At 72.8% G+C, this 24,771-nt stretch carries 28 protein-coding genes and 2 pseudogenes; 19 read left to right on the top strand and 11 right to left on the bottom strand.

Annotated elements, in window-relative coordinates:
• Positions 1–60: 60 nt before the first annotated feature.
• From K336_RS20150 to K336_RS20145, 3 genes are all read left to right on the top strand, one after another.
• Positions 61–237: a transposase gene (locus tag K336_RS20150; protein WP_081660625.1), complete on the top strand. Its 177-nt coding sequence runs from the start codon at positions 61–63 to the stop codon at positions 235–237.
• A complete protein-coding gene (locus K336_RS18485) occupies positions 195–350 on the top strand; it encodes a transposase (protein ID WP_155945008.1) in 156 nt (51 codons plus the stop codon). The genes K336_RS20150 and K336_RS18485 overlap by 43 nt, the downstream gene beginning before the upstream one ends.
• 626 nt (positions 351–976) lie before the next feature.
• The gene (locus tag K336_RS20145) at positions 977–1,261 is read left to right on the top strand and encodes an integrase core domain-containing protein (RefSeq protein WP_081660624.1); all 285 of its coding nucleotides are present in this window, start codon (positions 977–979) and stop codon (positions 1,259–1,261) included.
• Between the two features lie 254 nt (positions 1,262–1,515).
• Here the strand turns inward: K336_RS20145 and K336_RS14850 are convergent, their stop codons facing one another.
• From K336_RS14850 to K336_RS0105990, 6 genes are all read right to left on the bottom strand, one after another.
• The gene (locus K336_RS14850; RefSeq protein WP_051245459.1) at positions 1,516–2,004 is read right to left on the bottom strand and encodes a flavodoxin; all 489 of its coding nucleotides are present in this window, start codon (positions 2,002–2,004) and stop codon (positions 1,516–1,518) included.
• Between the two features lie 85 nt (positions 2,005–2,089).
• A complete protein-coding gene (locus K336_RS0106010) occupies positions 2,090–2,959 on the bottom strand; it encodes an aldo/keto reductase (protein ID WP_028706546.1) in 870 nt (289 codons plus the stop codon).
• 82 nt (positions 2,960–3,041) lie between these two features.
• Positions 3,042–3,365 carry a carboxymuconolactone decarboxylase family protein gene (locus tag K336_RS0106005; RefSeq protein ID WP_028706545.1) on the bottom strand — a complete coding sequence of 108 codons (324 nt, stop codon included), beginning with the start codon at positions 3,363–3,365 and terminating at the stop codon, positions 3,042–3,044.
• A gap of 53 nt (positions 3,366–3,418) precedes the next feature.
• Positions 3,419–3,832, bottom strand: coding sequence for a cupin domain-containing protein (locus K336_RS0106000; RefSeq protein ID WP_028706544.1), 414 nt, complete (start codon positions 3,830–3,832; stop codon positions 3,419–3,421).
• 182 nt (positions 3,833–4,014) lie between these two features.
• The gene (locus tag K336_RS0105995) at positions 4,015–5,103 is read right to left on the bottom strand and encodes a cytochrome P450 (protein ID WP_051245458.1); all 1,089 of its coding nucleotides are present in this window, start codon (positions 5,101–5,103) and stop codon (positions 4,015–4,017) included.
• 248 nt (positions 5,104–5,351) lie between these two features.
• Positions 5,352–7,382 (bottom strand): bacterial Ig-like domain-containing protein, encoded by a 2,031-nt coding sequence (locus K336_RS0105990; protein WP_028706542.1) that lies wholly within the window; start codon positions 7,380–7,382, stop codon positions 5,352–5,354.
• An 876-nt stretch (positions 7,383–8,258) separates the two neighbouring features.
• Between K336_RS0105990 and K336_RS19710 the strand changes: the two genes are divergently transcribed.
• A complete protein-coding gene (locus K336_RS19710; RefSeq protein ID WP_233418733.1) occupies positions 8,259–9,101 on the top strand; it encodes an MFS transporter in 843 nt (280 codons plus the stop codon).
• Between the two features lie 504 nt (positions 9,102–9,605).
• The gene (locus K336_RS0105980) at positions 9,606–9,923 is read left to right on the top strand and encodes a hypothetical protein (protein ID WP_155945007.1); all 318 of its coding nucleotides are present in this window, start codon (positions 9,606–9,608) and stop codon (positions 9,921–9,923) included.
• Here the strand turns inward: K336_RS0105980 and K336_RS20325 are convergent.
• A complete protein-coding gene (locus K336_RS20325; protein ID WP_233418732.1) occupies positions 9,878–10,480 on the bottom strand; it encodes a hypothetical protein in 603 nt (200 codons plus the stop codon). The two genes, K336_RS0105980 and K336_RS20325, sit on opposite strands and share 46 nt — an antisense overlap.
• A 448-nt stretch (positions 10,481–10,928) precedes the next feature.
• Here K336_RS20325 and K336_RS19925 point away from each other — a divergent pair, with 448 nt between their 5' ends.
• From K336_RS19925 to K336_RS14830, 4 genes and pseudogenes are all read left to right on the top strand, one after another.
• The gene (locus K336_RS19925) at positions 10,929–11,495 is read left to right on the top strand and encodes an SDR family NAD(P)-dependent oxidoreductase (protein ID WP_211223459.1); all 567 of its coding nucleotides are present in this window, start codon (positions 10,929–10,931) and stop codon (positions 11,493–11,495) included.
• Positions 11,396–11,707: an SDR family NAD(P)-dependent oxidoreductase gene (locus K336_RS19920; RefSeq protein WP_211223458.1), complete on the top strand. Its 312-nt coding sequence runs from the start codon at positions 11,396–11,398 to the stop codon at positions 11,705–11,707. Before K336_RS19925 ends, K336_RS19920 begins: the two co-directional genes overlap by 100 nt.
• Before the next feature lie 61 nt (positions 11,708–11,768).
• Positions 11,769–11,948: pseudogene (locus tag K336_RS20135) on the top strand (LbetaH domain-containing protein); the annotation flags it as partial.
• Between the two features lie 166 nt (positions 11,949–12,114).
• Entirely contained in the window at positions 12,115–12,852 is a 738-nt protein-coding gene (locus tag K336_RS14830) for an aspartate/glutamate racemase family protein (protein WP_021797632.1), read from the top strand.
• A 63-nt stretch (positions 12,853–12,915) separates the two neighbouring features.
• On the opposite strand, the gene K336_RS19915 is transcribed toward K336_RS14830, so the two are convergent.
• The 3 genes and pseudogenes from K336_RS19915 to K336_RS14820 all read right to left on the bottom strand — a co-directional run bounded on the left by K336_RS19915 (position 12,916) and on the right by K336_RS14820 (position 15,484).
• Entirely contained in the window at positions 12,916–13,704 is a 789-nt protein-coding gene (locus K336_RS19915; protein ID WP_264291249.1) for an MFS transporter, read from the bottom strand.
• Between the two features lie 169 nt (positions 13,705–13,873).
• A pseudogene (locus tag K336_RS20130) lies at positions 13,874–14,344 on the bottom strand (MFS transporter); the annotation flags it as partial.
• A gap of 525 nt (positions 14,345–14,869) precedes the next feature.
• Positions 14,870–15,484 carry a GNAT family N-acetyltransferase gene (locus tag K336_RS14820; protein WP_226906041.1) on the bottom strand — a complete coding sequence of 205 codons (615 nt, stop codon included), beginning with the start codon at positions 15,482–15,484 and terminating at the stop codon, positions 14,870–14,872.
• A 62-nt stretch (positions 15,485–15,546) separates the two neighbouring features.
• On the opposite strand from K336_RS14820, the gene K336_RS0105935 reads away from it, so the two are divergent.
• The 3 genes from K336_RS0105935 (at position 15,547) to K336_RS0105925 (ending at position 19,942) form a co-directional block, all read left to right on the top strand.
• The gene (locus tag K336_RS0105935) at positions 15,547–17,232 is read left to right on the top strand and encodes a ribonuclease J (RefSeq protein ID WP_021797635.1); all 1,686 of its coding nucleotides are present in this window, start codon (positions 15,547–15,549) and stop codon (positions 17,230–17,232) included.
• Between the two features lie 130 nt (positions 17,233–17,362).
• The gene (gene rpmB / locus K336_RS0105930) at positions 17,363–17,548 is read left to right on the top strand and encodes a 50S ribosomal protein L28 (RefSeq protein ID WP_028706536.1); all 186 of its coding nucleotides are present in this window, start codon (positions 17,363–17,365) and stop codon (positions 17,546–17,548) included.
• A 129-nt stretch (positions 17,549–17,677) separates the two neighbouring features.
• Entirely contained in the window at positions 17,678–19,942 is a 2,265-nt protein-coding gene (locus K336_RS0105925; RefSeq protein WP_233418731.1) for an ATP-dependent DNA helicase RecG, read from the top strand.
• A 56-nt stretch (positions 19,943–19,998) separates the two neighbouring features.
• Here the strand turns inward: K336_RS0105925 and K336_RS0105920 are convergent, their stop codons facing one another.
• Positions 19,999–20,418, bottom strand: coding sequence for a pyridoxamine 5'-phosphate oxidase family protein (locus K336_RS0105920; RefSeq protein WP_028706534.1), 420 nt, complete (start codon positions 20,416–20,418; stop codon positions 19,999–20,001).
• A 78-nt stretch (positions 20,419–20,496) separates the two neighbouring features.
• Between K336_RS0105920 and rsmD the strand changes: the two genes are divergently transcribed.
• The 7 genes from rsmD (at position 20,497) to K336_RS0105890 (ending at position 24,751) form a co-directional block, all read left to right on the top strand.
• Positions 20,497–21,084, top strand: coding sequence for a 16S rRNA (guanine(966)-N(2))-methyltransferase RsmD (rsmD, locus tag K336_RS0105915; RefSeq protein WP_021797633.1), 588 nt, complete (start codon positions 20,497–20,499; stop codon positions 21,082–21,084).
• 13 nt (positions 21,085–21,097) lie between these two features.
• Complete coding sequence (coaD, locus tag K336_RS0105910; RefSeq protein ID WP_028706533.1) at positions 21,098–21,571, top strand: pantetheine-phosphate adenylyltransferase; 474 nt, start codon at positions 21,098–21,100, stop codon at positions 21,569–21,571.
• A 45-nt stretch (positions 21,572–21,616) separates the two neighbouring features.
• On the top strand, positions 21,617–22,186 hold the full coding sequence (locus tag K336_RS0105905; protein WP_021797638.1) for a YceD family protein: 570 nt from the start codon (positions 21,617–21,619) through the stop codon (positions 22,184–22,186).
• 85 nt (positions 22,187–22,271) lie between these two features.
• Positions 22,272–22,484 (top strand): 50S ribosomal protein L32, encoded by a 213-nt coding sequence (rpmF, locus tag K336_RS17590; RefSeq protein WP_081660623.1) that lies wholly within the window; start codon positions 22,272–22,274, stop codon positions 22,482–22,484.
• Positions 22,471–23,193 (top strand): ribonuclease III, encoded by a 723-nt coding sequence (gene rnc / locus K336_RS14815; RefSeq protein ID WP_051245457.1) that lies wholly within the window; start codon positions 22,471–22,473, stop codon positions 23,191–23,193. The genes rpmF and rnc overlap by 14 nt, the downstream gene beginning before the upstream one ends.
• Entirely contained in the window at positions 23,193–24,089 is an 897-nt protein-coding gene (gene mutM, locus K336_RS14810; RefSeq protein ID WP_051245456.1) for a bifunctional DNA-formamidopyrimidine glycosylase/DNA-(apurinic or apyrimidinic site) lyase, read from the top strand. Before rnc ends, mutM begins: the two co-directional genes overlap by 1 nt.
• Before the next feature lie 11 nt (positions 24,090–24,100).
• Complete coding sequence (locus K336_RS0105890) at positions 24,101–24,751, top strand: GtrA family protein (RefSeq protein WP_028706532.1); 651 nt, start codon at positions 24,101–24,103, stop codon at positions 24,749–24,751.
• Positions 24,752–24,771: the final 20 nt, after the last annotated feature.

Raw genomic sequence — 24,771 nt, 5'->3', positions numbered from 1 at the left:
TCTGGAGTGCTTGGTGTTTTTCGGACAGTGGGTGAAATGATCGTGAGGTAGAATTAGATCATGTCGGCACCGAAATACAGTGCGGAGTTTAAGGAACAAGTCGTTCTCGAGATCGTCCAGAAGTCCAGGCCGATGGCCGGGGTAGCCGGATCGTACGGTCTTGTGGCGCAGACAGTCGGGAACTGGGTCGCAGGATGGCGGAGGGGGAGCACTCCGGCCTCGGCGCTGATGCCGTGACCGCGGAGGAGCGCGCCGAGATCAAACGTCTGAAGGCAGAGCTCCGGGAAGCCCGCATGGAAAACGAGTTCCTGAAAAAAGCGGCGGCCTTCTTCGCCCAGGAGTCCGGGTGAGCGCGAAATACCGCCGCATCCACCGCGAAGAAGGCAACTACCCCGTCCAGTCCATGTGCCGGTGGGTGAAGGCATCCGAGTCCGGCTACTACGCCTGGCGAAACCGACCCAAGTCCTCGACAACCCGGCGGAGGGAGGACCTGACGGCCATCATTGTCAAGCTCCTCGACGAGTCCGAACGGGCCCACGGCTGCCGCCGGGTCCACGCGGGGCCGGCCCGAGGCGGCGTCGAGGCCTCTCGCTCGGCATGGTCCGCGATCATGGCGGCAGCGGGTCCCGTTGCCCGTCGACCCCGGGGACGGGCCAGGACGGATCGTGCCGGCGCCGGATCTTCCGGGCCGGCCCGACCGGTTGCGCCCGAGACGTCACCGCCACCGCGCCCGGAATGAAATGGGTGGGCGACATCACGTATATTCCAACCTGGCAGGGATTCGCCCACCCGGCGGTCGTCATGGATTGTTCCCCGGGAGGGGTCATCGGGCACGCGATCGCCGGTCGCATGCGCACCGGACTCGTTACCGAGGCCTCGGCCATGGCCGCGCCGGGCCTGTCCACCGATCCGTGGTGTCACGGTCTTTCACTCGGATCGAGGGGCTCGATGCACGTCGGCCGGGTGCACGGGATTCATGACCGACCGCGGGGTTCTCCCGTCCGTCGGGCGGACCGGCAGCCGCTGTGACAATGCCGCCGCCGAGTCATTCAACGCGATCTTGAAGAAAGAACTCGTGAACCGTGAGGTCCACTCGACCCGAGACCATGCAATCCGGGACGTGACAGCCCGGACCGAGTCACGATGCAATCACAGACGCCTCCACTCAGCGATCGACCACCAGACCCCCAACCAAGTCGACACCGAATGGAGACAACAACACAAGGCAGCAGCCCGAAACCAACCATCAACCACTGCCTGAAAAACCTATATCACTCCACACCCCTACACCGGACCCATCGCCGGAACCGAGGCCAACAACTACCCCCTCGACCCGACCATCACCCGAACCGACGCCCTCACCGCCATCGACCACTTCACCCGCACCTGGACCCGCCTCACCAACCTGCACTGGACCACCGGCGAAACACCACCCATCACCATGCGCCCCTCAACCCGCCGATGACACTGTCCGAAAAACCACTTCACTCCAAGACGCGTCCCCCGCCCGCCGACTCAGCCCAGGGCAAGCCTCCGGAGCCATGCGGCGATCTGCTGGTGGGCGCCGGCCGCCGCCGCGTCGGACTGGATGGGCAGCCCCTCGAGGATCGTCGCGCCGGGCGCCAGCCGGGCGATCATGGCGTAGGTCCCGCCGTCGCCGCCGCCCAGGTGGGTGTTGAACGGGGCGATCCGCTGGCCCGAGAGGTCGTGCTGCTCGAGGAATCCGCACACCGGCATCGGCGGGGCGCCGTTCCACAGCGGGTAGCCCAGGAAGATCGGGTCGTGCCCGGCCGGGTCGATGTCGTCAACGAGCTCGGGGCGCGCCCCGACGGCGCGCTCGCGCCTGACCCGGGCCAGCAGGGCCCCGTGGTGCCGGGGATCGGCGTCGTAGGGGACGACCGGTCTGATCCCGACGATGTCGGCGCCGGTCAGCGAGGCGATGGTCCGCGCCGCCCGGGCCGTACTGCCGTGCACCGAGAAGTGGACGACCAGCCCGTTGCCCATGGAGACCTCCTCGGTGCGTTCGACGGTGCCGCCGGGCGGCGGGCCCCATTCGGAGGAGGGCCCTGCCGCCGCGGTCTGCGGGGGCTCAACCCAGCTGGGTGCGGAAGACGGGGAAGAAGCTGTGCTCGCCGTAGCTGGTGAGGGGCTCGACGGCCCCGAGGGCCGTCATGTCGTCCTCGCCGATCGTGAAGTCGAGGGCGGCGTTCTGCTCCATGTGGGCGCGGCTGGCGGTCTTGGGCAGGGCCACCAGGCCGAGCTGGAGAATGTAGCGGAGGCATAGCTGCGCCACCGAGACGTCGTACCTGGCGGCGATCGCGGCGACCTCGCCGTTGTCGAGAATCGCGCCGTGGGCCACGGGGGAGTAGGCCTCGACCACCACGTCGTTCGACTGGCAGAAGTCGATGAGCTCGAACGGGGTGTTGCCCACATGGGCGAGCACCTGGTTGACGGCCGGCCTGACCCGGGCGTTGTCGATGATGTTCCGCAGGTCGTCGATCAGGAAGTTGCTCACGCCGATCGAGCGGACCCTGCCGGCGGCCTGCGCGTCCTCCATGGCCCGCCAGGCCTCGAGGTTCTCCGCGTGGTAGTGGTTGTCGCCGGCGCGGAACTCCGCCCACGGCTGGGGGCTGTGGATGATGAGCAGGTCGACGTGGTCCAGGCCGAGCCTGGTCAGCGACTCGTCGATCGAGGCGGCGGCCGTCTCGTAGGACTTGTGCTCGGCGGCGACCTTCGTCGTGACGAACAGCTCCGAGCGGGGTACGCCGCACTCGCGGACGCCGGTGCCGACGCCGGTCTCGTTGCCGTAGGCCTGCGCCGTGTCGATGTGGCGGTAACCGACGGCCACCGCGTCCTCGACCGCCCGGGCCGCGTCCGCGTCGTCGATGAGCCAGGTGCCCAGCCCGAGCGCGGGGATCGAGTTGCCGTCGTTGAGCCGGATCCGCTCGTCGTATGCCATGATCTTCCTTCCTCGTGGTCTTCTGGGTGGTCTCCTGGCGTGCCGGTGTCCGCCGGCCCGCGCCGACCGGCCAGGGCCGCCATCAGTCGGCGTAGACCTCCTCGGCCATGCGGAGGGCCGCCCACGCCTTGGGCCAGCCGGCGTAGAAGGCCGCATGGGTGAGGATCTCGGCCATCTCCTCGGCGGTCACGCCGTGGCGTCGGGCGTTGCCGATGTGGAACCGCAGTGAATTGTCGAGGATGCCGCCGGCCATGAGCGCGGTCACCGTGACGACGCTGCGGTCGCGCGCCGAGAGCCGGTCCTCGCGCGACCAGACCTGCCCGAAGAGCACGTCGTCGTTGAGCTCGGCGAACTTCGGGGCGAACCCGCCCAGCTGGTCGCGGCCCGCCGTCACCTTGTCTGCCATCTCTTCCTCCTGCTGTCCTTCCGGCGCTCGTGGTGCGTTCGGTGCGGACCCGCTCAGCCGAGCCGGTCGTAGTCCTCGTCGGCGACCGGCTCGAGCCACTCGTTGTCGAGGCCCTCGCCGGGCACGGCGATGGCGATGTGGGTGAACCAGGAGTCGGAGGCCGCGCCATGCCAGTGCTTCACCCCGGCCGGCACGTTGACCACGTCGCCCGGGTGCAGCTCGACCGGTTCGGCGCCCCACTCCTGGTAGTAGCCCCGGCCCGCCGTGACGAGCAGGATCTGGCCGCCGCCGGTGTCGGCGTGGTGGATGTGCCAGTTGTTGCGGCAGCCGGGCTCGAAGGTCACATTCGAGATGTTCACCTGCTCGGTCGAGAGCGGGGCCAGATGGCTCGTGCCGATGAAGTACTGCGCATAGGCGGTGTTCTCCTCGCCGAGGGGGAACGGGCCGGTGTCGATCTCGTCAGTCATGGTGGATGCATACCTTCCCGCCCGAGGCGCGCCGGTGCTGTGGCGGTGGCGTCGGCACGGCACCCGGACGGTCCTGGGCCTGGACCAATTGTCGCTCCGACGAGCCGACGGATCCAGCGTTCGGCTCCCTTCCGGGCGGCCGATCCGACGGCTCGGCGCCCGCGGCTCCACGGGTCGGGCCGTCAGCGGGCGGCCCGGGGCGGGTGCGCGGCCGGCCGAGGGGCGCGCAGCACGACGGGCAACGACTCCCAGCCGCCCAGCGGGAACAGCGCGCGGACGCCCCGCCCGCCGGACTCCAGTCGGAAGCGCGACAGGAGCGCGCGGGTCAGCACGCGCAGCTCGAGGGTCGCGAGCGACCGGCCGGGGCAGGCGTGCGGGCCCGTGCCGTAGACGAGGTTCCGGTCGGCGTTGCCGGCCGGGTCGTAGCGGTCGGGATCGCCGAAGACGGCCGGGTCGCGGTTGGCCCGCGTCCAGTCGATGACCAGCTGCGTGCCGGCGGGCACGTCGCGCCCCGCCACGCGGACCTCCCTCGTCGTGACGCGGCGGTTCGAGGTGAACGGGTCGTCGATGCGCAGCACCTCGTCGATGGCCGCGTCGAGGGACGCGTCGTCGAGCCCGCGCCACTCGTCCTGCCTCGACCCGTCGGCGACGAGCCAGCCGACGACGACCCCGGCGCACAGGGCCAGCGAGCCGAGATCGCCGCCGGTCCAGTTGCGCAGGATCGACACGAGCACCGGGTCGGGCAGCGTCCGGCCGTCCTCGTCGCGGGTGTGGACGAGCTCCCAGGTCAGGTCGTGGGCGGCCCCGGGCTCGCGGCGGGCGGCGATGATGGCGGCGATGATGCGGTCGAACCGCTCGGCGACCTCCCGGGTGCGGGCCAGCTCGCCCGAGCGCGTCGCCTCGTGGTTGGCGGCCATCCATGCGATGAGCTCGTCCTCGAGCCCGGGCGACCAGCCGAGCCAGGCCGACTGGGCCCGGACCGCGTAGTGCGAGCCGAGGTCGCCGACCGCGTCGAGCGCGGTGCCGTCGGCGAGCGGATCGAGCAGCCCTGCGGCCGTCCTCTCGAGGGCCGGCCGCAGGGCGGCCATCCGGGCGGGGGAGAGGAACGGGGCCAGGAGCCTGCGCATCGCGGCGTGCTCGGCGCCGTCCATGCCGTTGGGCACCTGGAGGAAGCGCGAGACGCGACTGGAGTAGGTGTCCGGGTCCTGCGCCACGGCGACGGCCTCGGCATGGGTTCTGACGACGGGGCGCTCGGCCCGGTGATCGGTCATGGTGCTCCTCCCCGGCACGCCCCGCACGGGCCGAGCCGTCCGTTCCCACTGATCTTCCCCCAATTCAACCAGGGAAATGCCTGCGGGGCGACGGGGACCTGGAACGCCGGCGCGGAGCGGTGCGCACGCCCGCCCCCGGAGGAGGGCCGGCCGGGGATCCTGCGGAACCAGCCGTGCCGTCCGTCGCGCGAGGCGGTGCGGAGGCCCCAGGCGACGGAGGTCCTGAGCGGGGACGGGGGCCGGGCCCGTCAGTGGAGCGGGTCGGGGTGGTTCCCGTGCAGGCCGATCACCGTGCCGACGGCCACCATGACCGCGCCGGTGCCCATGGCCAGCATCGCGCTCTCGTCGCTGATGAGCCTGATCGACCCGTCCCCGTCGGAGCCGTTCCCGTCGGGCGGCTCGGCGATCGGGCCGGCCGACGCGCCGGGCGTCGGGGCGGCGGAGGTCCCGGGCGTCGGGGCGGCGGAGGCCCCGGGCGTCGGCGACGGGGTGCTCGAGTCGTCCACGAGACCGCTGACGTTCGAGAAGGTCACGCCGTCGGCGTCGGTGCTGACCGTCGTCACCGGATCCGCGCCGTTCTCGCCGGCGCGCACGTGCACCTGCACGTGCTCGGTGTGCGTGTCGTAGGCGATCCCGTCGGCGACGACGGCGCCGTCCGGGGTCTGCTCCGCGCCGTCGGGGACGACCTCGGTGACCGTGCAGTCGAGGGTCCTGCCGATGTCGGTGCGGTCGAACGCGGGCAGCTCGAGGGCGAAGGAGCCGTCCGCGAGGTTCGTCGTCGTGCCGAGCCGCTCGCCGGAGGCGCTCGTCGCCTGGAAGGTGAACTGCCCGGCCGCCAGGTCGGCGCCCTGGAGCGTCGTCGTGCCCGTGATCGTGGCGCGGCCGCCGGTCACGGCGACCTGGACGGTCGCCGCGGCCTCGTAGTCGTCCGCGGCGTAGTGGGCGGACTGCGGCGCGTAGTAGTAGGCGACCTGGTAGACGCCGGGCGTGCTCGTGTCGACGTTGGAGACGACGCGCACGTCGGCGCTGTCGATCCCGACGTCGACCCCGGCGTGGTCGTGGATCCACTCGAGGTTGTCGGCTGGCCGCCATGCGGCGCCGACCGGGATGGTGCTGTTCACCGCGCTGATCACCTGGCGGACCGGCACCTCGGCGCCGCCCAGGGCGCCGGTGCCCGCCACGGCGGGGGAGGAGAGGGCGCCGCTGGGGAACTCGTGGGTGGTGGCCAGGCCGTCGGGGGCGTTGCCGTCCGTCTCGACCTGCCAGCCGGCGTCGCGGATCGCCGACCTCACGCGGGTCAGGTTGAGGCTGACGGTGCCGCCCGTGAAGAGGGCGTCGTCGGGGCCGGCGACGTGCGCATCGGTGCCATCGAGGTTCGAGACGGTCAGGTCACCGGCCGTCATCTCGGGCATGAGCGCCTGGATGGACTCGGGGGCGTTGGCCGAGGCGCGGTACCGGCCGGCGCCGGCGAGCGGATTCGCGCCGTCGCCGGCGCCGCCCACGCGGTGGGCGAAACGGATGCTCGTCGCCGAGTGGGCGGCGGCGGGGGAGCGGAGCTCCTCGTCGATGCCGACCCAGGTCTTCGCGCCGGGGTCGAGCCCGTCGGCGTCGACGAGCATCAGCGCGACGGACACCGTGAACGTCTCCCCGGGGGCGAGGGAACCGGTGAGCAGGAGTGAGCGCAGGGACGACCAGCCGCCGGCGGGCGGTTCGGTGCTCTCGCCCTCGGCGGTGCCGTAGGCGAGCGTCACGCCCGCGGCGTGTCGCGGTGCGGTGCTCGTCCCGTCCGACTGTTGCGGGGCGGGGCTCGTCCCGTCGGGCCCGGGCGTGGTGCCCGCCTCGCCGTCCTGGTGGGCGGTGGCGCTCCCGCCGGTCGGCTCCGGCGCGCCGCTCGCCACCAGCTGCGGGGCGCCGGGCCCGGTCCCGCCGGTGGGCAGGGTCGCGGTCTCGTCCAGTTCGAGCGTGGCCTCGGTGGTGTTCGCCACCGTGATCGTGGCGGTGAGGCCGGCGTAGTCGTCGAGGTCGACGATCGAGTGGGCCCCGGCGCCGGTGGCGGAGTGGTTGGACTGCCAGGACCCCCCGCTCCGGTCGGTCACGGTGAAGTAGGCGCTGTGCGTGAGGCCGCCGTCGACGAGGGGCGCCGTGTCGGTGCCCGTCCCGGTGTAGATCGCGCCGGACTGGGCGGCGGAGGCCCCCGGCGAGCCGAGGCCGATGAGGCACACGAGCATCGCGACGACGGCGACGCCGATGCGCGCGGCCGGGCGACCAGTCGAGTCCATGGTTGATCCGCCAATCGATGCTCGAGCAGAACTGTGCGAACGGAACGATATCAGCAACCCTGAGAAACATTAAGGGTGTTCGCGGCCCCAGTTGTACCCGTCCCCGAGTGCGGATGGCGCGGTGAATCAGGGTGTCGCCCGGTCGGGCCCGGAACGCCCGGGTCGTCGCGGGGCTCCTCCGGGCCGGGTCCGGGGCGTTCGATCACTCCGTCCCGTGCGCCGTGGGGTCGGCGTCGTGGCGCACGGGCCCCGGCGCGCCGCGCCCGGTGGCCCTGTGCCGTGCTGGAGCTCAGGACACGGGGTGCGCCCGGGCAGGGCGCTGGGACCGCACCCGTGGAACTTGATCCAGCTCGTACTGGCGAAAGCTCGTACTGGCGAAAGGATGTCCGATGAGTTCACCCGCCCGCCCTCCGTCCGACCCGCCCGTCGCCCTGCCGCCCGCCGGACGTGCCGCGCTGCGCGCCGGCGTGGTCGGCAACCGGATCGACAACGTCCACGTCTTCCTGCCGCTCACCGCGCTCGCGCCGGTGATCGCCCGGCTCGCCGGTCCCGCCGCCGCGACCGGCACGGGGGCTGTCATCGTCATCGCCATGCTGCTGGGCCGCCCGGTGGGCGGCCTCGTCCTCGGGCCGGTCTCCGGCCGGCTCGGCCGTACCCGCACCACCAGGCCGGCCATCGGCGGCACCGCGAGCTGCGCGCTGCTCATCGGGTGCATGCCGACCCACCGGGTGCTCGGGGCCGGCGCCATCGTGCTCGTCCTGGTTCTGCGCTTTCTCGGCGGCGTCTTCGTGGCCGGGGAGTACTCGGCGGCGATCCCGCTGCCCACGGAGTGGTCGGCCCCGGGTCGCCGCGGTCTCATGCGGTCTGATCCTGTCGATGGCGCCCTGGGCCCAGGCCTTGGTCGCCTTCGCCGTGGCGGGGCTGCTCACCGCGCTCGGCCCGGAGCGCTGCGCGGAGTGGGGCTGGCGTGTCCTCTTCCTCCTCGGCGCCGCCTGCTCGCTGGGCATGCTCGGCCACTACCGCACCCGCGTCGCCGATGCGCCGCTGTTCCACCGGCGGCGCCGCTCGTCGGCGGCGGCCGGGGCCGGCACCGGCGAGGTGCTCGTCGGGCGCTGGGCGGGCGCCTTCTGGCAGGTCTTCACGATGATGACCGGGCTGTGGCTGCTCACCGACACGACAGTGCTCATCCTCACCACGAGCCTGTCGACCGATGCCGGGCGGCCGGCGGCGAGGGTCTCGCTGGCGATGGGTGCGGCCTCGGTCGCCCAGGCCCTGTCGATGACGCCCGCCGGGCACCTGTCCACCCGCACCGGCAGGCGGGCCCTGCTCGTCGGCTGGGGGATCGTCGCGGCCGTGCTCGGCCCCGTCCTGTGGCGGACGACGGTCTTCTCGCGCGGCCTCGGTCGCGCGGCCGCGCTGGCGGGCCTGCTGCAGGTGGCGACGGTGGCGGCCTACGGGCCCGTCTCGGCCTATCTGTCGGAGCGGTTCCCCACTCGGGTGCGCTCCACCGGCTACGGCATGGGGTACAGCCTCTCGCTCGTCCTCCCGGCCCTCTACACCTTCTACCTGCCGGCGGCGCGCGGCGATCTGCGGGCTCGTCGCCCTGGAGGGGCGCTCCTCGCCGTCGGCGTCCTGCTGGGCCCCGCCCTCGGCCCCGGACGGATCGACGACGACCTCGACACCGTGGCGGACGCGTCCCGTGGGCAGGACGTCCCGTGAACGCGGCGGCCCACGCCCGGCGGGTCCGTCTCCGGCGCGGCAGTCGACGGCGCGGGCGGGGCGGCCGGTCGGGCCCGGGACGATCCGGCGCCCGGCACCCGTGCGCAACGGCGCGGGGGAGCGCTGTCGGGCGTCGACCCTGAGAGGCCTCAAGGATGTCCACGGCCCCAGGGGGCCCGTCCCCGAGCGCTGACGGCCCGGCGGATCAGGGTGCTTCCCGGTCGGCCCGGAACGCCCGTCGGTCCGAACGGGCCTGCCCGACGCGCCGACGCGCGGCTCGACAGGCGTGTCGGCAGGGGATTCGGGGTTGTCGCGGCCCGGTGCCCGAACCCCGCCGTGAGCTCGCCCGATTCCCCCGATCGGGCATGATCGACGAGGGGAGCGGGCCCGTCCTGGGGGTCCCTCCCCGTGGCCGAGCGACCGGTCCGTCCGCCGATCGGTGCGTCGTTCGGGGGCCTGGAGCCCCCGTCCGATGTGCGATCCTGCCCTCCGGGAGGATGATCCGTGACGAGTACGCGAAGTGATGCGAAGGAACCCGACCAGGGTCGGAGGATGAGGCACCCCGCCCCGCAGTGGTCCCGTGACATGTCGGCGATGCACACGCCCTCCCGCGAGGAGGACCGTGCCGACGGACTCGGCACGGTCGACGTCGAGGAGCAGGACAACGGCGGTGCCGGCCCCTCGTGGGGCCGGCACTTCATGACCCCGGTGCTCTGGATCTCGCCGGCCGTCGTGGGCGCCGTCGCGGGTCTGGCCCTCGTCCTCCCCCAACCCTTCTACGACGCCTCTTCTACGACGCCTCGCGGACGATCCGCAACGTGATCTCGGAGCGCTTCGGCTGGTACTACCTCCTGCTCGTCGCGATGGTCGTCCTGGTCTGCCTGTTCTTCCTGGTCGTGGTGGATCGCCTGGTCGCCGTTCGTGGGCGTCTTCATCGCGCGCATCTCGCGGGGCCGCTCGATCCGGCAGTTCCTGCTGAGGGTCATCCTCATTCCGACCGTCTTCAGCTGCATCTGGTTCGCGACTTTCGGGACCCTCTCAACCTCGGCACGGATCAACGGCGCCGACCTCGCCTCGCTGCCGACCGAGAGCGTGCTGTTCGGCACGCTCGCCCAGCACCCCCTCGAGAGGCCCCTGTCGATCCTGTCGGTGCTGCTCATCATCTCGTTCTTCGTGACCTCGGCCGACTCGGCGACGTTCGCCCTCGGCATGATCTCCGAGGACGCAACCTCGACCCGCACAAGCGGACGAAGGTGATCCGGGGGCTGCTGCTGTCCGTCCTCGGCGCCGTCCTGCTCATGGTCGGCGGTCTCGACGCCCTGCGGAACGTCCTCATCATCACGGCGCTGCATCACGGCGCTGCCGTTCTCGGTCATCATCCTGCTCATGGTGCTCGCCCTGTTCCGGGAGCTGAACCACGAACGGCTCATGATGGGCCTGCACATTGATGGGCCTGCTACATCAGGCCGACCGCGTTCCCCGAGCAGGACAAGCCCTTCCGCTCCTACGAGGACGATCCCCCTCGAGCCGGTGGAGCTCATGCAGCGCGACATCGCGCTCATGCAGCGGCTGCGGCCGGACGAGGACGGGGCGGCCTGCGATGACGAGGAGATCGAGCCGGACGCCGAGCGGATCTGACGGGTCGACCCACCCGCGCTCCGGCCCCGGCGCGGTGGCTTGGCTCGACGGGTGTGGCGGACTGTTCCTGGGTGAGGAACCGCCCCCGGTCCCATGACGATGGCCCCGGTCCTGGGCGGTGTCCGGGCGCCGACGGCGTTCGGGGACCCGATGATCCCGCGGACCTCCCGCGGGGGCAGGAGCACAGTCATGGACAGGAACTACTTCGACCTGAGCGGGCGCGTCGCGCTCGTCACCGGCTGCTCGACCGGCCTCGGCGTCCAGATGGCCGAGGCGCTCGCCTCGGCCGGTGCATCGATCGTCCCCGTGGCCCGGCGCACGCAGCTCATCGAATCCGTGGCCGGGAGGCTCGCCGGGGAGTTCGGCGTCGAGACCATGCCGGTCCGGTGCGACGTCACGAGCACCGAGAACGTGGACGCCGTCGTCGACGCGGCCCTCGAACGTTTCGGGCGCATCGACGTCCTCGTCAGCGATGCCGGCACGGGCGCCATCGGCAATGCCGAGGAGATCACCGACGAGCAGTTCCGTCAGGAGCTCGAGGTCGACCCGTTCGGCACCTTCCGCGTGGCGCGCGCCGTGGCGGGCAGGGCGATGATCCCGGCCGGCTACGGACGCATCATCAACATCGCCTCGATGTACGCGGCCTGGTCGGCAACATGGTCGCCGGTTCGACGCCCTACCACGCCGCGAAGGGCGGCGTCGTCAACCTCACGCGGGCCCTCGCCGCCGAGTGGGGCGGGCACGGCATCACAGTGAACGCGATCTGCCCCGGCTACTTCTACACCGATCTCACCGCCGAGACACTCGACAGCGACTTCTTCCAGCAGCACGCCAGGGTCACGATCCCGGTGCAGCGCTACGGGCGGGCCGACGAGCTCGACACGGCGGCGCTCTTCCTGGCCTCCCCGGCCTCCTCCTACGTCACCGGCGCGGCGGTGCCGGTCGACGGCGGCTACACCGCGATCTGATCGTCCGCCCCGACCGGCCGTCGGGGCGCGTCCCGGGCCGGTGCGCATCGGCGACCACTGCATGATCGGGCCGGGCACGACGATCTCCACCGTCGGCCACCCGCTCTCACCGGCCGGCCGCCGCGCCAAGCTCGCCAGGGGCGAGCCCGTCACCATCGGCGACGACGCGTGGCTGGGCGCCAAGGTCGCCATGCTGCCCGGTGCCACGATCGGCTCCAACGTTGTCGTCGCCGTCGGAGCCGTCGTCACGAAGGACGTGCCCGACAATGTGATCGTGGCCGGGGTGCCCGCCCGCGTCGTCCGGACCATCGACGACGACGTCGACCGCGGCGACTGGGGGGCAGCCGGACCGCTCGGGCGCCCGCCGCGTCCCCGGGACGGTGGCACCATGGACCCGGGAGGAACTCATGCGCAAGCTCGGACTCATCGGCGGCATCGGCCCGGAGTCGACCATCCCCTACTACCGCGGCATCGTCTTCGGGGTGCAGGAACGCATGGGGGAGCGCGTCTTCCCGCCGATGACGATCGAGAGCCTCGACGTCTACCGGGTGCTCGAGCTGTGCGAGGGCCGCCGCTTCGACGAGCTGGTCGACTACCTGGGCGACGGTCTCGACGCCCTGGCCGCCGCTGGCGCGGACTTCGCTGCGCTGAGCGCCAACACGCCGCACATCGTCCTCGGCCGCCTGCAGGAGCGCTCCCCACTGCCGCTGGTCAGCATCGTCGAAGCCGCCCGCGCCGAGGCGCAGCGCCGCGGGCTGGGCCGCGTCGGCCTGCTCGGCACGATCTTCACCATGCGCGAGGAGTTCTTCGCCGAGCCCTTCGAGCGGGCGGGCATCACCGTCGTGCGCCCCGACGCCGACGAGCAGGAGCTCATCCAGGCCCGCATCTCCGACGAGCTCGAGCTGGGCGTCGTCCGGCCGGAGACGGTCGACGAGCTGTGCGCGATCGTCGCCGGCCTCCGGCGGCGGGCCGGCATCGAGGCCGTGGTGCTCGGCTGCACGGAGCTGCCGCTGGCGTTGGGCGACGGGAATTCGCCGGTGCCCTGCCTGGACACCGGCGAGATCCATGTCCGGGCCCTGATCGACGAGATCCTCGACGACGGGGCCCGGGACGGGGACCCGGCGGGCTCGGTGTCAGGCGCCTGACATCCGGCCCGTCAGGCCGTGGCCGAGCAGATCCGCGGGCCTGGCGGACGGGCCCGCGGAGACTCAGTCGAGGACGACGCTCTCGCCGCCGACGGCAGCGCTCCCGTCGGCGGAGGCGGTGCGCTCGTCGGCCGGGATGCGCTCACGGCCGGGTTGGGGCTCGACCCGGACCCGGAGCCCGGTGCGCCGCGAGCGCTCGACGCCGGCCAGGGCGAACGAGAGCGCCAGGGCGGTGACGGCGACGCCGACGGCGACCAGGGCCGCGGTGCGGAAGTCGGACGCGGTGGCGGCGCTCATCGGGTCGCCCGCCGCGAGGCGGCTCGCCTGGATGCCCGAGAGGACGCCCAGGAGCAGCGAGGAGCCGATGCAGCCTGCGGTCTGGAAGCAGGTCGAGACGATCGTCGTGCCGTGCGGGTGCATCGGGCGCTCCAGGCCGGCCAGCGCGAAGGTCTGCGCCGGACCCATCGTGAAGGCGGTGCCGGCGATGACCGGGGCGCAGCAGGCCATGACGAGCCAGGGGTCGGCGCTCCCGTCCAGCCCTCGACAGGGCGCCGGTGAAAAGACCACGACGACCGCGAGGGCGATCGGGAGAAAGACGCGCAGACCGAACCGATCGTAGAGCCCGCCGGCGACCGGGGACAGGACGCACGACAGGATGCAGGCCGGCAGCAGCGTGCCGGCCGCTCCGAGGGGCGAGAGGCCCAGCGCGCTCTGCAGGAACATCGGCAGGACGATGGTCATCGAGAAGACGATCATGAGCGTGAGGACGATGACGGCCAGGCCGAGGGCGAAGCTCCTGGTGCGCAGGGGCCGCAGGTCGATCAGCGGCTCGGCGATGCGGCCCTGGCGCAGGACGAAGGCGGCCGGGGCGGGCCAGGGCGATGAGCAGGGGGACGACGGCGACGGGCACGGGGCCGGTGAAGATCGTCGAGATGCCGTGGAGGACGCCGACGAGGGCCAGCGAGATGAGCGCGGTGGAGGCCGCGTCCAGCCTCGGACGGGTGATCTCGGCCTCGTCGCCGACGCAGACGAGGGCGGCGACCCAGGCCGCCGCGACGAGCACGGCGAAGAGGGCGAAGAGCAGGTGCCGGTCGCCGAGCCGGAGGATCGCGCCGGCGACGATCGGGCCGGAGGACGGGCCGAGGGTCGTCATCGCCGAGACGATGCCCATCGTGGTGCCGAGCCTCTCGGGCGTCGAGACCGTCAGTGTGAGGTTCATGCCGATCGGCACGACCATGCCGGTGCCGAGGGCCTGCACGATGCGGTGCCGAGGGCCTGCACGATGCGGGGACGAGCACGACGACGAGGTTCGGGGCGAGCGCGCCGAGAACCGTGCCGGCCAGCAGAGCAGGCCCAGGGCGCACAGGAGGAGCCGGTGCGTGCGCACCGAGCGGTGGAGGAGGCCGGTGACGGGCACCATGATCGCGGCGGCGGGTATGCAGGCGGTGGTGACCCAGCCGATGGCGCCCGAGCCGACGCCCGGGTCGTGCATCATCGGGGTCAGGACCACGTTGAGGAGGGTCTCGTTGAAGGTGGCGAGGAAGGTCGTGGCGGGCGGCCACGACGGCGGTCACCGCGGCGGCGCTGCGGCTCGTGCGTGAGGGGACATGCGGGGAACAGCTCTTTCTTCGTGATGGGGACACACGCGCGGGAGCGCGGTCGAGCCGGCCACGGCCACCGACAGGGAGCGGGTGATGGGGACGCATCCGCGGGAGCGCGGTCCCGGGGAGACGCGCGCGACGGTGTGCTCGGGACGGCGACTCGCCAGTGGCCGCGCAGACGGCGGCGGTGCGCTGCCCGTGATGCGGCCCGCGGACGCGTGCACGGAGTTGCCGGTGGCGCGCTCCCGGGCCGACGCGCAGGGACGCCAACACGCCGGCCAGGACGCCCGTAAGTGTCGTGGCAAGCCCCGGGCAACCGCATCCGGCAACGGTGGACGGTTCGGCGAAGAATCCGGCGGGCCCTCCCCGGAACCAGGGGCCCATGGCGCGGCGCACGCCCCGGGCTCGGCCGGGCCTCAGCCCAGGCCCGTGTGGAGGCGCACCTGGCGCAGGACCGCCGAGCCGTCCTCGGTGCCGATCTCGCGGTGCGCCCCGTCGGGCGCCCAGCCGCTGCCGGCGAGGAAGGAGCGCAGCGCGTCGTCGGTGCTGCCGACCCACCACGTGGCGCGCTCGAAGCCGTCGGCCCGCATTGTGTCGACGACCGCGTTGAGCAGGCGCGAGCCGTGGCCGCGCCCGGTGCGCCCGACGACGAACTCGCCGACGACCGCGTCGGCGGGCCCGGCATCAGGGTCCTCGCTAGGGCCGATGGCGGCGAAACCGGTCAGCGTCCGACGGTCGGGGGTCGTCGAGACGAGCACCCGGCAGCTCGCGAGCGGGGGAGCGGTGATCGCCGACAGCCACCTGGCGGTCATGGCCGCGGGCCCGGGCAAATGCCCGGCCAGTCCGGCCCGCGCCCAGGCGCCCGTCTGGAGGTCCGCGATGCGCCCGGCCTCGTCGGCCATGGCGAGCCGGACGAATCCCGGCTCGGGGCCGTGGGGACTGCGCCGCCGGGCGCCCCCCGGTGCGCGCCCGGCGCTGTCCGCGTCCTCGCGCCCGTCCCGGGCGGCCCCCTCATGAGGATGCTCGCTCACGGTTCACAGTCTATGGCCGCGGCGCGCCGGCCCGTGACCGGCGGGCCGCTAGGCTGTCCCCCGTGGCACACGACGGTTTGAAGACCCCTCCCCAGCTGAAGCCCGACACCCTGCGCGTCACCCCGCTCGGCGGTCTCGGCGATGTGGGGCGCAACATGACCTGTTTCGAGCTCAACGGGAAGATCCTCGTCGTCGACTGCGGCGTGCTCTTCCCCGAGGAGAGCCAGCCCGGCGTCGACCTGATCCTCCCGGGCCTGGACCAGCTCGCCGACCGCCTCGACGACGTGGTGGCGCTGGTGCTCACCCACGGGCACGAGGACCACATCGGCGGGGTGCCCTATCTGCTGCGCCAGCGCCCGGACATCCCCGTCTACGGCAGCCGTCTGACCCTCGCCTTCGTCGAGGCGAAACTGCGCGAGCACCGCCTGCGCGACTGCGCGCTGCACGCCGTCGCCGAGGGGGAGCGGATCGCCCTCGGCGAGTTCGGCCTCGAGTTCTACGCCGTCACCCACTCGATCCCCGACGCCCTGGCCGTCGTCATCCGCACCCCGGCCGGCTCGGTCCTGCACACCGGTGACTTCAAGATGGACCAGCTGCCGCTCGACGGGCGCATCACCGACCTGCGCGGCTTCGCCCGGGCCGGGGAGGAGGGCATCGACCTGCTCATGGCCGACTCGACGAACGCCGAGGTCAAGGGCTTCACGCCGCTCGAGCGCGACATCCTGCCGAACCTGGAGCGCGTCTTCGCCGAGGCCGGGCGCAAGCTCGTCGTCGCCTGCTTCGCCTCGCACGTCCACCGCGTCCAGGAGATCCTCGACCTGGCCGCCGAGCACGGCCGCAAGGTCTGCTACGTCGGACGCTCCATGGTCCGAAACATGGCCGTCGCCCGCGAGCTCGGCTACCTCCACGTGCCCGGCGGCATCCTCATCGAGCTGTCCGAGCTCAACGACCACCCCGATGACGAGGTCGTGGTGGTCTGCACCGGCTCCCAGGGCGAACCGCTGGCCGTCCTGAGCCGCATCGCCAACCGCGACCACCCGGCCATCGGCATCAACCCCGGCGACACCGTGCTGTTCGCCAGCTCGCTCATCCCCGGCAACGAGAACTCCGTCTACCGCGTCGTCAACGGCCTCACCCGCCTGGGCGCCCGGGTCGTCCACCGCGGCAACGCCTTCGTTCACGTCTCGGGCCACTCGGCCTCGGGCGAGCTGCTCTACCTGTACAACATCGTCCGGCCGGGCAACGTCATGCCGGTCCACGGCGAGGAGCGCCACCTCGTCGCCAACGCCGAGCTGGCCGTCGCCACCGGCGTGCCGCGCGAGCGCGCCATCGTCGCCCACGACGGGGACGTCATCGACCTGCACGACGGGGTGGCCCGGAGGGTCGGACGCGTCGACGCCTCGTACATCTTCGTCGACGGCTCGACCGTCGGCGACGTCTCGGAGTCGAGCCTCACCGACCGGCGCATCCTCGGTGAGGAGGGCTTCATCTCGATCGTCGCCGCGGTCGACCTGCGCGAGGGCGAGCTCGTGGCCGGCCCCGACGTCTCGGCGCGCGGTTTCCTCGAGGCGCCCGCGATCTTCGACGACGTCACCGAGAAGATCTCGCGGGCCCTGGTCACGGCGCTCGACGAGGGCGTGGACGACGAGCACCGCCTCCAGCAGGTGGTCCGCCGCACGGTGGGCCAGTGGGTGTCGAGCACCTACCGGCGCCGCCCGATGATCGTCCCGGTCGTCATCGCGGTCTGAGCCGCCGTCCCCCGGCCGCCCCCGCGCCGGCCCCGTCTGATTTGGGGAACGCTCGGGCAGGAGGATAAACTTGCGGGGCTGCGCCCCCTCGGGCGCCGTTCACAGTCGTCGAAGAGGTCAAGGAGTCGCCATGGCTGCCGTGTGCGAGATCTGCGGCAAGGGTCCCGGCTTCGGGCACAACGTGCCGTGGTCGAAGAAGAAGACGAACCGTCGCTGGAATCCGAACATCCAGCGCGTCCACGCCGTCGTCGACGGCACGGCGAAGCGCCTGAACGTCTGCGTCTCCTGCCTGAAGGCCGGCAAGGTCAGCCGCTGAGCGCGTGGTCCTCGCACCGAGCCCGCCCACCGTCGTGGGCGGGCTCGGTGCTGTCCGGGCCCGTTCCCCGTGCCCCGTCCGGGCCGGTCGGCGCCGAGAATCGTCGGCGAGCCCCACTAGTCTCGGATCGTGGTCGCAGAAGAGGGAACATCGGGTCGGGCCCCACTCGCCGGGCGGGTGGCGAGCCCGTACCGCACGCGCGCCTACCGGCGCCTGGCCGAGCCTCTGTCGGGCGCCTTCGGGGCGAGGACCGCCAAGGCCTTCGACGCCGTCGGCGTGCGCACGCTCGACGAGCTTATGCACTACACGCCGCGCGACTACCTCAGCGGCACCCAGCGCAGCGATCTCGGCGCGCTCCTGCCGGGGGAGCGCGCGGCCGTCCTGGCCGAGGTCGCTGCGGTCGGCGCCCAGCCGTTCCGGGGCGATCCGCGCCGCTGGCGCCTCGAGGCGACGCTCACCGACGGCCGCGGCGGCCTCACCCTCATCTTCTTCGGGCGCAAGCACCTCGTCGAGTACTGGCGCCGGCAGCTCCGGATGGGATCCAGGGGCATCTTCGTCGGCAGGATCGGCGAGTTCCGCGGCGAGCTCCAGATGAGCCACCCCGACTTCGTCATGCTCGACGACGACGGGCGCATCGTCGGGGCCGCCGACGAGAAGAAGGTCCGGATGGCCCAGGTCGTCAGCCGGGGCGGGATCATCGGCATCTACCCGGCGCGCGCCGCCCTGCCGACCTGGCGGATCGCCGAGTGCGTCGCCATGGGGATCGACATGCTCGCGGGCATCGACGACCCCCTGCCCGAGCCGATCCGCACCGCCGAGGACCTGCCCGGCCTGCTCGAGGCCTTCACGATGGTCCACCAGCCCCGCACCGAGCAGGACGTCGCCGCCGGCATGCGCCGCCTCAAGTTCGACGAGGCCCTCGGCCTCCAGCTCGCCATGGCCTACCGCCGCCGCGAGGCGGCCTCGCAGGCGGCGGCCGCCGTCACCGTGCGCGACGACGGCCTGCTCGCCGTCTTCGACGCGCGCCTGCCCTTCGAGCTCACCGAGGGCCAGCAGCGGGTCTGCGCCGAGATCCTGGCCGACATGGCCTCCGAGCGGCCCATGCAGCGCCTCCTCCAGGGCGAGGTCGGCTCCGGCAAGACGGTCGTCGCCCTGCGCGCCATGCTCGCCGCCGTCGACGCCGGACGTCAGGGGATCCTGCTCGCGCCCACCGAGGTGCTCGCCGCCCAGCACGCCGCCACGATCGTCTCGCTCTTGGGGGACCTGGCCTCCGGCGGCACCCTCGGGGCCGCCGAGCACGCCACCGGCGTCGAGCTGCTCACCGGCTCGATGCCCGGTGCGCGGCGCCGCGAGGCCCTCGACCGGATCGCCTCGGGCGAGGCCGGTATCGTCGTCGGCACCCACGCCCTGCTCGGCGACGACATCCGCTTCGCCGGGCCCGGCCTTGTCGTCATCGACGAGCAGCACCGCTTCGGCGTCGAGCAGCGGGCCCGGCTCACCGCGGGCGCCGCGCTGCGCCCCCACGAGCTCGTGCTCACGGCGACGCCCATCCCGCGCTCGGTCGCGATGACGGTCTTCGGTGACCTCGAGGTCTCCACCCTGAGGTCCTTGCCCGGGGGGCGGGCCGACGTGCAGACCACGGCGGTCCTCACCGCGGAGCACCCCGGCTGGCTGGGGCGCGTCTGGGCCCGCCTGCGCGAGGAGGTCTCGGCGGGCCGCCAGGCCTTCGTCGTCTGCCCGCGCATCGGGGGCCCCGGCCAGGGATCCGGGGGCCGGGGCGGCGAGGAGATGATCGGCGCCGAGGAGATGCACGCCAGGCTCGCGGCCGGCGAGCTGTCCGGGCTGCGACTGGGGCTCCTCCACGGGCGTCAGAGCGCCGAGCTCAAGGCCGCGACGATGGAGGACTTCGCCGCCGGCGAACTCGACGTGCTCGTGTCGACGACGATCATCGAGGTGGGCCTCGACGTGCCCAACGCCAGCGCCATGGTCGTCCTCGACGCCGATCGCTTCGGCGTGAGCCAGCTCCACCAGCTGCGCGGGCGCATCGGCCGCGGTGCCCACCCGGGCATCTGCCTGCTCGTGAGCGCCGTCGACCCGCGCACGCCCGCGGCGCAGCGGCTGCGCGACGTGGCGGCCACCCGCGACGGCTTCGCCCTGGCCGAACTCGACCTAGCCCAGCGCCGCGAGGGCGACGTGCTGGGCGCCGAGCAGTCCGGCGGGCGCAGCTCCCTGCGGCTGCTGCGCGTCCTCGACGACGCCGACGTCATCGCCCGGGCCCGCACCGTCGCCGAGCGCTTCGCGGCCGCCCCCGTCGACGAGCTGCCCGACGGGCCCGCCGACATGCTCCGCAGGGGCCGCGGGCTCAGCGCCGACGAATGGCTCGAGCGCGACTGACCGCGCCCCGAACGGCCCCGGGCCCCGACGCGGGCCGACGGCCGCCGCCCGGTCCGTCAGTCCTGCGGCTCGGGGCCGAAGGCGAAGCGGCGGGCCGTGATCCTCGTGGGGGTCACGCGCACCCAGTTCCTCTTCACGGTGGGCACCCAGGGGCGCAGCGGGGCCTTCGCCAGACGGGCCAGCTCGTCGGCGTCCTCGATGAGCGCGGCGGTGCCGCGCACCAGCACGCTCCAGCCGCCCTCGTCGGTCCAGCCGTCCGCCTCGAAGGCGACGTGGGAGTCGAGCACGAGCTTCTCGAGCTTGCTGCCGGGGGCGCTGCGGAAGACGACGCTCTCGCCGTCGAGGCAGAAGTTCACGGGGTAGATCTCGGGCGTGGAGTCCGAGAACACCGCGATGCGGCCCACGTCGACGCTGGCGAGGTAGCCCCAGGCGCTCTCCTCGGGGATCTCAGACACAGGATTCGTAGTCTCAACCATGGACCCATCTAACCCCAGAGGGGCTCCGCGGCGCCGGGGGAGGACCCTCTGAGAGCGTCACACCGCTAACCTTGAGCTGTGGGCAGAATCATCGCGGGCGGCGCGCGCGGCACCAGTCTGGTCGCCCCCGACGGCAGGGCGACCCGGCCCACCACGGACAGGGTCAGGGAGGCCCTGTTCAACGCGCTGGCCGCCTGGAACGGCACCGCCGGGGGGCCCGCCGAGGACCAGTGCCGGGGCCTGGCCCTGCTCGACCTGTTCTCCGGCTCAGGCGCCGTCGGCCTCGAGGCCGCCAGCCGGGGCGCTGACCCGGTCCATCTCGTCGAACGCGACCGTCGGGCCGCCGGCGTCATCTGCCGCAATCTCGCGGCCACCGGCCTGGGCGCCCGGCTGCACGTGCGCGACGTCGCGGCCTTCCTGGCCGCCCCGGCACCGGTCGTCTTCGACGTCATCGTCGCCGACCCGCCCTACGCGCTGCCCGGCGACGAGCTCTCGGAGCTGCTCGGGGCGGCCGTCTCCGGCGGCTTCCTCGCCGACGACGGCCTGCTCGTCGTCGAGCGCTCGAGCCGCGATCCCGAGCCCCGCTGGCCGGACGGCTTCGGGCCCGGTGCCCGCCGGGACTACGGTGAGACCGCCCTGTTCCTCTGCCGACCAGCGAAGAGGTGAACCGATGACACTGGTGCGCGCCGTCGTCCCCGGCTCGTTCGACCCCATCACCCGGGGACATCTCGACATCATCACGCGCGCCCGCGCCGTCTTCGGCGGGGTCGTCGTCGCCGTGGGCCGCAACACGACGAAGAACTACCTCTTCGACCCGGACGAGCGCCTGGGCCTCGTGCGCGACGCCGTCGCGGAGCTGGCCGGGGTGAGCGTCGAGCCGATCGACGGGCTGCTCGTCGACTTCTGCCGCGACCGCGGCATCTCCGTCGTCGTCAAGGGCGTGCGCTTCGGCTCGGACTTCGACTACGAGCTGCAGATGAGCCAGCTCAACCGCATGCTCTCGGGCCTCGAGACCGTGCTCCTGCCGGCCGGCCACGAGTACGGCACCGTCTCGAGCTCGATGCTGCGCGAGGTGGCCGCCAACCACGGCGACATCGGCCCCTTCGTGACGCCCGCCGTCGATGCGGCCGTGCGGGCCAGGATCGGCTACTGACGGGCGCCCGCCGTCCGGATTGGCGCAGGGCCCTAGGCTGGCGGGGTGAGCACTCATCTGGACGCCCGCGACCCGCTCGTCGTCAACACCCACGAACTGGTCCGCCGGGCCGGGGCGACGAGGCCCTTCCACGGCACCGCCCCGGCCCCCGCGGACCTGGGCATCGAGGTCATCGGCGTGCCCGAGGGCGCCCCGCTGAGGCTCGACCTCGACCTCGAGTCCGTCGTGGAGGGCGTCCTCGTCGTCGGCACCGTCCGGGCGCCGCTGGTCGGGGAGTGCTCCCGCTGTCTGGAGCCCGTCTCCGACGAGGGCGTCCACCGGATCACCGAGCTCTACAACTACCCTGGCCGCGAGGCCGACGAGGACGAGCTCTTCCTCGACGACGAGCTCCTCGACCTCGAGCCCGCCGTCCGAGCCGCCATCGTCCTCGACCTCCCGTTCAGCCCCCTGTGCCGGCCCGACTGCCGGGGCCTGTGCCCGCGGTGCGGCCTCAACCTCAACGAGCACCCCGAGCACGAGCACGCCGACGACCCCGATCCTCGCTGGAGCGGGCTCTCCGGACTCGACCTCGGCGGGGACCGGGCCGCCGACGAGGGCCCCGCCGCGGGGGATTAGGCCGTTGCGCCGGGCCGGGGTATGATGACGCGTCGCGTGCCCGTGCCAGGCGTGCCCAAACGACCATTGACCGAGGAGAACTAACGTGGCTGTCCCGAAGCGGAAGATGTCCCGCAGCAACACGCGGTCGCGCCGCTCGCAGTGGAAGGCTGCGCCGGTGACACTGGTGACCTGCCCCAATCCGGCGTGCCGTGCCCAACACCTTCCCCACACCGCGTGCCCGAAGTGCCACCAGTACGGCACCGGCCGCAACGCCCGCACGGTGACGGGGAGCCTGAACATCCGTGAGTTCGAGTGAGTCCCCGAGTCGATTCATCGCACTGATCAAGGAGCTCGGCATCCACGTGGACGCCGAGCTCCTTGAGCTTGCGCTGACGCACCGCTCCTACGCCTACGAGAACGGGCAGATCCCCCACAACGAGCGGCTGGAGTTCCTCGGCGACGCGGTGCTCGGCGTCAACGTCACCGACTACCTGTACAACGCCTTCCCCGATTTCCCCGAGGGCCGCCTGGCCAAGGTCCGCGCCTCCGTCGTGAGTGCCGTGAGCCTCGGCGAGGTGGCGCGGCTCCTGGGGATCGGCGGGCTCGTCAGGCTCGGCCACGGCGAGCTGACGACCGGCGGGCGCGACAAGACGAGCATCCTCGCCGACACGACCGAGGCCCTCATCGGCGCCGTGTACCTCACCGACCCGGCGGGCGCGGCCCTGTTCGTTCACCACATCTTCGACCCATTGGTCGACCGGGCGGTCCGCACCGGCGCCGGGCTCGACTGGAAGACCTCCCTCCAGGAGATCTGCGCCTGTCTGGGCGCCGAGCCGCCGGAGTACGAGATCGAGGAGTTCGGCCCCGACCACAACAAGCACTTCGTCGCCACCGCCCTGGCGGCCGGCCAGCGGTTCAACGCCGGCAAGGGCCACAACAAGAAGCAGGCCGAGCAGCGCGCTGCCGAGTACGCCTTCAAGGCGCTCGAGCGCGGCTGTCGGCGGGCCGAGGCGGACGAGGGCTGATGCCCGAACTGCCCGAGGTGGAGGTCGTCCGGGCCGGGCTCGAGCCCTTCCTGACCGGCCGGCGCATCGCCGGCGTCGACGTCCTCGACGAGCGCGCGGTGCGCCGCCACGAGGCTGGTGCGGCCGACTTCGTCCGGCGTCTGACCGGACTCGAGCTGGGCCGACCCGCCCGTCGCGGCAAGTACCTGTGGCTGCCCGCCGTCGGCGGCGACGCTGTCCTGGCCCATCTGGGCATGAGCGGGCAGTTCCGCGTCGACGCGCCCGACGCCCCGCTGGCGCGCAACACCCGCGTCCTGGTCGACCTCGACGACGGCACCCAGGTGCGGTTCGTCGACCAGCGCCTCTTCGGCGGGCTCTCGTTCAGCCCGGGCGGGGCGCAGCTGCCGCCGGAGATCGCCCGCATCGCCCGCGACCCCTTCGACGAGCGCTTCGACCTGCCCGCCGTCGCGGCGGCCATGACGGCCCGCCGCTCCACCGTCAAGCGCGCCCTGCTCGACCAGCGGCTCGTCTCGGGCATCGGCAACATCTACGCCGACGAGGCCCTGTGGCGCGCCCGCACCCACCCCGGGACGCCGACCCGGCTGCTCGGCGCCCGCAGGGCCCGCGCCGTGCTGCGCGCCGCGCGGGCGGTGATGGCCGAGGCCTTGGCCGCCGGCGGCACGAGCTTCGACGCGCTGTACGTCCACGTCGACGGGGAGCGCGGCTACTTCGACCGAGAGCTGGCCGTCCACGGGCGCCTCGGGGAGCCCTGCCCCCGCTGCGGGGCGACGATCGTCCGCGAGGCCTTCATGAACCGGTCGAGTCACCTCTGCCCCCGCTGCCAGCGCGGGCCGGGCACGGCGGCGATCCGTCCCGGAAAAGCGTCGTCGACGCCGGGCCGGGGCCGCGGGGAGTAGGTTGAGCAACCATGAGCGTCCAGACCGTCAGCGCTCGCGGGAGCCGGATCGGCCGCCTGCTGGGCCAGTTCGTCCGATTCGCCGTCGTCGGTGGCTCGGGCGTGGTCGTCAACATGGCCGTCGCCGTCGTCATGAACAAGATGCACGGCGGTTCCGCGAACGCCACACGGGTCATGTTCCCCATTCCGGGCACCGACCTCAACTTCCGCTTCAGCTCGCTGGTGTGGATCGTGTCCTTCCTCATCGCGAACACCTACAACTACCAGCTCAACCGCAGCTGGACCTTCCGAGGCACCGGCCGCGGCTGGTGGAAGGGCTTCTGGCAGTTCCTGGCCATCGGCGCCGTCGCCGCCCTCATCGGCATGGTCCTCAAGGCCCTCATGATGAGCCCCGGCAATCCCCTCAGCTTGCGCGGCCCCTGGTTCGACGCCTGGACCTGGCGTCACGGCGGCAGCCTCCTCGCCCAGCTCGAGGACGCCTGCCACTCGCCCGAGTACGTCGCCCACGCCGCCTCGATCCTCATCACGATGCCGATCAACTTCATCGTCAACAAGGTGTGGACCTTCCGGGGCAGGGGGGCGGCCGCTGCGGACGTCGTGGCCCCCGAGCCGGCGGACGGCCCGGCCGGCGCCGTCGACGAGGCGCCGCAGGAGCGCGTGTGAGGGCCGCCGTCGGCGCGCCG

It is taken from the genome of Propionibacterium acidifaciens DSM 21887, assembly GCF_000426605.1.
GTDB classification, from domain to species: Bacteria; Actinomycetota; Actinomycetes; order Propionibacteriales; family Propionibacteriaceae; genus Propionibacterium; species Propionibacterium acidifaciens.
Note: the sequence above shows the minus strand (reverse complement) of the source record. Positions and strands in the feature narration are given on the sequence as shown.